Here is a 3,127-nt window from a genome sequence, read left to right as displayed (position 1 = left end):
ATGTTCATGGTGCTTGTCTTCCTTTGACTTCAGGCTTTCTTGTCGGCAGCCGGCAGTTCGATGCCGGGGAAAATCTTGATGACCGCGCTGTCGTCCTCGCGCGCGAAGCCCGCGGTGGAGGCCTGCATGAACATCTGGTGCGCGGTGGACGAGAGCGGCAGCGGAAACTTGCTGGCGCGCGCCACGTCAAGCACCAGGCCCAGGTCCTTCACGAAGATGTCGACGGCCGACAGCGGCGTGTAGTCGCCCGCCAGCACGTGCGCCATGCGGTTCTCGAACATCCAGCTGTTGCCCGCGCTGTGCGTGATGACCTCGTACAGCGCGGCCGGGTCCACGCCTTCGCGCAGGCCCAGCGCCATGGCCTCGGCCGCCGCGGCAATGTGCACGCCGGCCAGCAGCTGGTTGATGACCTTGACCTTGCTGCCCGCCCCTGCGCGGTCGCCCAGACGATAAACCTTGGCCGCCATCGCGTCGAGCACGGCGCCGGCCTTTTCGTAGGCCGCGGGCGTGCCCGCGGTCATCATCGTCATCTGGCCGCTCGCGGCCTTGGCGGCGCCGCCGGAGATCGGCGCGTCGAGGTACAGGATGCCCTTTGCGGCCAGGCGCGCCTCGAGCGCGACCGACCAGTTCGGGTCGACGGTGGAGCACATCACGAACAGGCTGCCAGGCTTCATCGACGCCGCGCAGCCGGGCGTGGTGCCATCGCCGAACAACACCGATTCGGTCTGCGCCGCATTGACCACCACGGAAACCACGATGTCGCACTGCGCGCCGAGCGCGGCCAGCGTGTCGCAGGCCACGCCGCCGTCGCGCGCAAAGGCGTGGGCCACGTCCAGCCGCACGTCGAACACGTGCGGCTCGTAGCCCGCGCGGCGCAGCGACTGCGCCATGCCGCTGCCCATGGCGCCGAGGCCCACGACGCCGACGGCGGGTGTTGGGGTGTTGGAAGTCATGTGAGGGTTCTTTCGATCATCTGTTGACGAGTTGCTTGGGCGTGAGCCACACGCCGATGGCCCCGAGCACCAGCGCACCGGCCAGCACGTACATGCCGATCTGCGTGCTGCCCGTCAGGTCCTTCAGGTAGCCGATGAGGTAGGGGCTCGCGAACCCCGCAAGATTACCCACTGAATTGATGGCCGCAATGCCGGCCGCCGCCGCCGTGCCCGAGAGGAAGGCGGTGGGCAGCGACCAGAAGAGCGGCGCGCAGGTCAGCACGCCGGCCGCCGCGAGCGAGAGGAAGGCCAGCGACACGACCGTGTTCTGCGTGTACGACGCCGCCACCGTGAAGCCCACCGCGCCCATCAGCGCCGGCACGATCAGGTGCCAGCGGCGCTCCTGCCGGCGGTCGGCGCTGCGGCCGAAGAGATTCATCGCGACGATCGCGCAGATGAACGGAATGGCACTCAAGAGGCCGATGTGCAGGTTGCCCTTCACGCCCGTGGCCTTGACCAGCGTGGGCAGCCAGAAGGTGAGCGCGTACTGGCCCATCACGAAGGCGAAGTAGATGAGCGCCATCCACCACACGCGCATGTCGCGGAACATGGCGGCCACCGAGTGCGGGCCCTTGGCGCCATGCGCCTGGTCGCGCTCGACCTCGCGCTGCAGCAGGCTCTTTTCCTCGGGCGAGAGCCAGCGTGCATGCTGGATGCCGTTGTCCAGGTAGAGCAGCACCATCACGCCGACGAGCACGGCCGGAACGGCCTCGATGATGAACATCCACTGCCAGCCGTGCATCGACGACACGCCGTGGAAGGCGTCCATGATCCAGCCCGACAGCGGATTGCCGAAGATGCCCGCGACCGGAATGGCCGACATGAAGACCGCGATGATCCGCGCGCGCCGGTGCGCCGGATACCAGTGCGTGAGGTAGAGGATCACGCCGGGATAGAAGCCCGCCTCCGCCACGCCGAGCAGAAAGCGCAGGATGTAGAAGCTGCTCGGCGTTTCCACGAACACGAAGCAGGCCGACAGCACGCCCCAGGTGATCATGATCCGCGCGATCCAGATGCGCGCGCCCACCCGGTTGAGCAGCAGGTTGCTCGGCACCTCGAACAGGAAGTAGCCGAGGAAGAAGATGCCCGCGCCCAGGCCGAACACTGTTTCGCTGAAGCCCAGGTCCTGCCCCATCTGCAGCTTGGCAAAGCCCACGTTCACGCGGTCGAGGTAGGCGACCACGTAGCACAGCATCAAAAAGGGAACCAGGCGCCAGAACACCTTGGCATAGGTGCGCTTCTCGAGCGCGGCGTCGGCGGGCACGGGCAGTGCGCCGACCGGTAGGGTGGAGGAAGTCATGAGAAGGTTTGTCCCGCTTTGGATGAGAAAGAGGCCTTGCCGCCGCTGGCTCGCGCGGCCGTCGCCTTATTTGTCAGGTCATCATACAAATTTGACCTCGGAGCTTTGCCTCGGGTAAACCCGCAGGCGCCCTCGTCCGCAGCGCCTTTTTGGTGAGCTTGTGTGTCGCGGCCGCTCAGCTGCCGAGCGGCCAGCCTTCGACCAGCGGCCGCGCGAGCTGCGCGCCCTCCTGCTGCCAGAAGGCGGGGTCGGCCTGCTCGATGCGGCGGATCGCGTTGTCCATGTGGGACTTGGCCGCCTCGCGCGCCCGCAGCGCATCGCCGGCCTCGATGGCCTCGACGATGCGCGCATGCTCCTGCGCCACCTCGCGCGCGAAGTCGGCGCGGCGCGCCTCGTTGGCGCGTGTGACGCGCGTGGCGCCGTGCAGGAACTGCCGCAGGTACTGCAGCGTGCCGACCAGGAACGGGTTGCGCGCGGCCTCGGCAATGGCGCGGTGAAAGCGCACGTCTTCCTCGGCGCCGTTGCCGCCCGCGGCCACGGCCGCATGCAGCGCGTCGATGGCATCGCGGATGTGCTGCACGTCTTCAGGGGTGCGGCGCTCGGCCGCGAGCGCGGCCACCTCGGCTTCGAGCGCGCGGCGCAGCTCGACCATCTGGATCACCGCTTCGCGCGAGGCCACGTGCGGCATCTCGAAGCGCAGCGGCTCCACGCCCGCGGCGCGCACGTACACGCCGCTGCCCTGGCGGGAATCGAGCAGCCCCAGCGACTTGAGCCGCGACACCGCCTCGCGCACTACCGTGCGGCTCACGCCGAACTGCTCGGCCAGCGCGCTCTC

Annotated in this window: 3 protein-coding genes; all 3 read right to left on the bottom strand. The window is 68.3% G+C overall.

What is annotated here, in order from left to right; translation table 11 throughout:
• Window positions 1-29: 29 nt before the first annotated feature.
• Complete coding sequence (ltnD, locus tag AC1DOC_RS26205; protein WP_015867885.1) at window positions 30-953, bottom strand: L-threonate dehydrogenase; 924 nt, start codon at window positions 951-953, stop codon at window positions 30-32.
• Between the two features lie 16 nt (window positions 954-969).
• Window positions 970-2,292 (bottom strand): MFS transporter, encoded by a 1,323-nt coding sequence (locus tag AC1DOC_RS26200; protein WP_018903535.1) that lies wholly within the window; start codon window positions 2,290-2,292, stop codon window positions 970-972.
• A gap of 175 nt (window positions 2,293-2,467) precedes the next feature.
• A partial coding sequence (locus AC1DOC_RS26195; protein WP_478130792.1) for a FadR/GntR family transcriptional regulator occupies window positions 2,468-3,127 on the bottom strand: 660 nt, incomplete at its 5' end.

It is taken from the genome of Variovorax sp. 01T439_2, from assembly GCF_056398445.1.
This window is presented reverse-complemented; position numbering and strand designations above follow the sequence as displayed.